Annotated in this window: 6 protein-coding genes; 4 read left to right on the top strand and 2 right to left on the bottom strand. The window is 30.3% G+C overall.

All coding sequences use genetic code 11. The annotated features are described in order from the left end of the window. Nucleotides 1-57 precede the first annotated feature (57 nt). Complete coding sequence (locus C502_RS0117755; RefSeq protein ID WP_018680102.1) at nt 58-414, top strand: hypothetical protein; 357 nt, start codon at nt 58-60, stop codon at nt 412-414. Further along, the gene (locus C502_RS0117750; protein WP_018680101.1) at nt 411-632 is read left to right on the top strand and encodes a hypothetical protein; all 222 of its coding nucleotides are present in this window, start codon (nt 411-413) and stop codon (nt 630-632) included. Before C502_RS0117755 ends, C502_RS0117750 begins: the two co-directional genes overlap by 4 nt. A 249-nt stretch (nt 633-881) precedes the next feature. Here the strand turns inward: C502_RS0117750 and C502_RS0117745 are convergent, their stop codons facing one another. Both C502_RS0117745 and C502_RS0117740 read right to left on the bottom strand, forming a co-directional pair. Beyond that, nucleotides 882-1979, bottom strand: a complete 1098-nt coding sequence (locus tag C502_RS0117745; protein WP_018680100.1) for a hypothetical protein — start codon at nt 1977-1979, stop codon at nt 882-884. Nucleotides 1980-1988: 9 nt separating this feature from the next. After that, a complete protein-coding gene (locus tag C502_RS0117740) occupies nt 1989-3212 on the bottom strand; it encodes an AAA family ATPase (RefSeq protein ID WP_018680099.1) in 1224 nt (407 codons plus the stop codon). A gap of 215 nt (nt 3213-3427) precedes the next feature. Here C502_RS0117740 and C502_RS0117735 point away from each other — a divergent pair, with 215 nt between their 5' ends. Both C502_RS0117735 and nadS read left to right on the top strand, forming a co-directional pair. Next, nucleotides 3428-3748, top strand: a complete 321-nt coding sequence (locus tag C502_RS0117735; protein ID WP_000897308.1) for a type II toxin-antitoxin system RelE/ParE family toxin — start codon at nt 3428-3430, stop codon at nt 3746-3748. Next, on the top strand, nt 3741-4013 hold the full coding sequence (gene nadS / locus C502_RS0117730) for a NadS family protein (protein WP_000369783.1): 273 nt from the start codon (nt 3741-3743) through the stop codon (nt 4011-4013). The genes C502_RS0117735 and nadS overlap by 8 nt, the downstream gene beginning before the upstream one ends. Nucleotides 4014-4471: the final 458 nt, after the last annotated feature.

Below are 4471 nucleotides of genomic sequence, written 5' to 3'. Positions count from 1 at the left end.
ACGCCATCATGGTTCTAGGGATATTGTGAGGTTTTAAATAAAGCTTTTGGAGGTCGTATGAAGACTGGAAAACAAATTCTTGAGGGTTTATTTGACGATCAACGTGCTGCTGCACATGATCCCCATCATCCAGTGAATGATCAGCTTCGCGCCAGTCTATTGTGGAAGAAACATTTACTGGAGTTGATTCAGATCCCACGGCATCAACTGAAATCAGATGATAGCTATGTTTTGGTGTCTGATATTCCAGAGTATTTTAAGGCACAGTTTGAGCAGTTTTTTTTAGGTCAGAACCTATTGCAGCATGTGGATCGTCCTGAAGAATCGAGACTGGATAGCAAATGTTTAGACAGTTTTATTGCCTATCTGAAAGATCATCCAAGTTATAAATCAGAGCAGCGTGGCCAAGTATGAAAAAGAACGTAGATGCAGAGCGAATTCGAGCTGCTTTTAAGGCAACGCAGGGGATTGTGGAGCATGAGTTTGAGCAGCATGTCATTGATGCCAGTCAAGCGGATGTTGATGCGATGATTGAACGGATTGCTTCTGGAGAGTCGACCTTTGAGGAGGAAGATGCGGTGTTAATGATGAAGTGGAGAGCTATGAAAGCTTTACAGGGTAAGAGTTTCTAGTTTTGTATAAGGCAAATTATATTAATTTTGTAATACCTCTATAAAAGAATATATAAATATTGAAACTCATGTTAGAAATATGGTATGTATTGAAAAAACTAATTTAAAGAGAGAAAAAATGAAAAAAATTATATATATCAATAAAAAAAATGGAGTATATATCGCTTCTAGACAATTAAAATCTTTACATAATCGTAAAATTTTGACTAAATTCATATATGTTTAAAAAAAGCCCTCTAGGGGCTTTTTTTAAACATATTCATTTTGTAGTCGATAATAAGTTTTATTAAAAAAAACTATTTTTTCAAAGTCATTTAAAGGGAATAAATTAATAGTAGATTTAAACTTAAAAAAACTATTACTTATTTGCTCTTTTCTTTTTTTTGTAATTTTTAAATCTTCCCCAATTTTTCTTGCAGACTCTTCAACATCAAAATATTCTCCCCTCTTCTTAACATCAATAATTTTTTGAAAAATTGAGCAAAATATTTCTTCAATGTCATGTCCTCTAAAGAATAAATAAATATTATCATCATATATATTATTTTCTTTTAAATGATTAATGGTTTTATCTAATCTTAAATATAAATCATTATCATCACCCAATATATTAGAAAAAAAACAATTCAAGTCTTCAGTAATTTTTTCCCAGATTTTGTTGCTTAAAATATGATCAAAGAAAGCATTAATATCCTTAAAGTTAGAATCATTATTGGATATCATATGGATGTTCTTTAATGTTTTTGAAATTTCAGAAATATTATTGTCAAAATTTTTTTTATCAATAATTCCTTCTTCGTAACAAATTAAATTTAGAAGAAATGGTTTAAATAGTAGTCTTGATATCTTTGTTACAAGATCCTCTACAAATGTTGAAATTCTAGGAAAATGAATTTTCAAACATTTAGATAGCGATATTTTAATATTTTCAATACTATAAATAATATTTTCTTTTGAATGAACAATCGTTGTATACCAAAAATCATTCTCAATTACTGAATCATTCATTAATAAATAACTTATGCCTCTAGAAAAATCACTATCAATGCAAGCAATAGAATTTTTACCTAGTTTAATTTGACCGATCTCTATAAGCCTTTTAATTCGGTCACAACCTGTTGCCATTTTTTGATCGTGATTGAAAAGCTCTGTAGTAGTAACATCAAAACACCATTTTTCAGAGTTAGGTAAAACAGAAATCCATAAATTTTTATCGTTCTCTGATTCCACCCAAACTTTAACAGTTTCAACCTCTTGGTGACTAAAATATTTTTCATTAGAAAAATATTCATCACTTAATTCAAACCCAATAGTTGCCTCATTGAGCTCTAAATTTGTATTAGTCATGATAACCCATTAAATTTTGTTCAAATTAAGAATTTTTTGATTTGGAATATTAGTTATCATCGCTGGAGAATGAGTAGCTATAATAAACTTTGAATTAGGTGCTAAATTAATTAAAGTTTTAATTAACTTCTTTTGCCAACCTATATGCATTGATAGGTCAGGTTCATCTAAAAGAAAAATAGTATCTTTATCTTTATTAGAAAATGCTAATAATAATAATGTTAGTAAATTTTTCTCTCCTTTTGATAGGTCATACCAACGGATATCTAGTGACTTATTTCCAAAACCTCTATTTATTTTTTTTCTTAACACTAAAAAACCATTGTCATCAATAAAAAACTCTCTTTTTGTTTCTTTGAAAAAAGAATTTAGAATAGACATGAAATTATTAATTGGTCTATCATAAAGTTTTGAGTTGTTGCTTTTAATATTATGACTGATATCATTCCATTGTATTATTTTTTCTAATTGATCATCACTAGCTTCAATTTTATTTTCGGTTTTTAAATCAATCTTAAAAGAATCTAGTTTTTTCTTTGTTTCATTTAATGATTTTATTAAATCATCATAAATAGATGTAAGATTTTTTTCAACTTTAGCGTCTACAGAAAATTCAAGTAGTAATTTATATAAACTTTTATCAATATTTTTCTTTGCTGAAAAAATATCTAAACTATCATTTTCATCTAAATCTTTATTATTTTTTTTTGCATGTAAAATTATCTCATCACTAAATAGAATAGCATTACTAGAATCAAAATCTGTAAATTCACTATTATATAAAATGAAAAATGATTGAAAAAATGAGTCTCTTTTATTAATTTTATTTCTAGATAACTTCATGTTAATAGCATGTTCATCAAAACAGTATTTAACATCTTCAAATCTATCTTTTATTGAAGAATGAATGTCACAGAGAATTTCTTCTTTATGGTGTGTATCAGGAATATCATTTTTAAATTCTTCAGGACAAATAAAATGAAAATGATCCATTTGGGAATCTTCATCTTTTCCTTTAAATTTAAATGATGTACACCAATCACGTCTAGGGATTAAATATTCATTATCTAGAAATGAAGAAAAAACGTAATGTAGTGTATTTAAAACTGTACTTTTACCGCTACCATTATACCCAGTAAGTAGCGTAACTTGTTGATCTAGATCAATAATTGTTTCTTCATTGGGCTCTATTAAGTTGTAAAGTTTCGCCTCGTAGAGGTCTTTAAATAGCATCTTTTGCTCAATAAAATAAAAGTTATAAGACAATATTGCCCAATTAATTTTAGGACATCAACCTATTCTTACATCAAGTTTTATGTGCCACCTAATTTTTATTTGACGTTAATCTTTTATGAAAATCTTAATCTCTTATAGATCACTTACTATAGGATCTAGTTTTTTTTCAGATACTTAGTATAATGTTAATACGCCATTGACGTACTTTATCTATGCTATTTATTGAAACTAGTATTTTCACCAAGCAAATCAAAGAGCTTGTCTCCGATGATGAATACAGAGAGCTCCAACAGGAACTTTTAGTTCAGCCAGATAAAGGAGATCTCATAAAAAATGGTGGTGGAATTCGTAAAGTACGTTGTGCTCAAGGCAGTAAAGGAAAAAGTGGTGGCATACGTGTGATCTATTACTGGATCACTGAAGATGATCAGATCTTTATGCTACTGGCTTACCCTAAATCTGTTAAAGAAAACCTAACTGATAAAGAGACCGCTATCCTACGTCAACTTGTGAAGGAGCAATTTCATGGATAATAACTTATTTGATGACCTCGTTGCTTCGATCAAAGAAGCAGGAGCTATTAAACGTAATGAAGTTCAAGCAAGTCGAGTGACTGAGCTAACTCTTCCTGATATTAAAGAAGTTCGAGAAAAAACAGGTTTAAGCCAAACCGAATTTGCTGCACGTTTGCATATTAGCCCTCGTACACTTCAAAACTGGGAACAAGGCAGACGCTATCCAACAGGGCCAGCAGCAACCTTGATTCGTATTCTAGATGCGCATCCAAGCCTGATTTAAAACTCTAGGCAATAAAAAAACCCCGACATCCTGTCGGGGTTTTTCGTATTTGGTACTAGGGTCAACTCCTGTCATCCCTCGCGTCCTGTCGCTGATCTTATTATTTTTATTTGGAACATCCTGTTCTCAATGAAGCCATGATATGAAATCGAGAGAGATCTGCCTATTGGTAGATTTCCTGAATGACTGTACGCCAGAACGTACAAGGAAATATCCTCAAATTATCCCAAGAATTGTCCGCAGGAAATGGGGATAATTTCAGAAAAGAGAGCCTTTAGAAATCAGGAAAAACCGCAATTTTGAGTATTTTTTAACCGATTTTATTGGCAGAATATGACAAACTTGCTTAAAAAGCAGCCGACTTGTTTCTAAGTCGGCTTTTTGGTGTTTTTTGGGGTTATGTAAAATTTATAAGATTTTGATTTTATTAAAATAATTAAGAGTGGTTTCGCATAAGC

Source organism: Acinetobacter tjernbergiae DSM 14971 = CIP 107465 (assembly GCF_000374425.1).
In the GTDB taxonomy this organism is placed as follows: Bacteria; Pseudomonadota; Gammaproteobacteria; order Pseudomonadales; family Moraxellaceae; genus Acinetobacter; species Acinetobacter tjernbergiae.
Note: the sequence above shows the minus strand (reverse complement) of the source record. Positions and strands in the feature narration are given on the sequence as shown.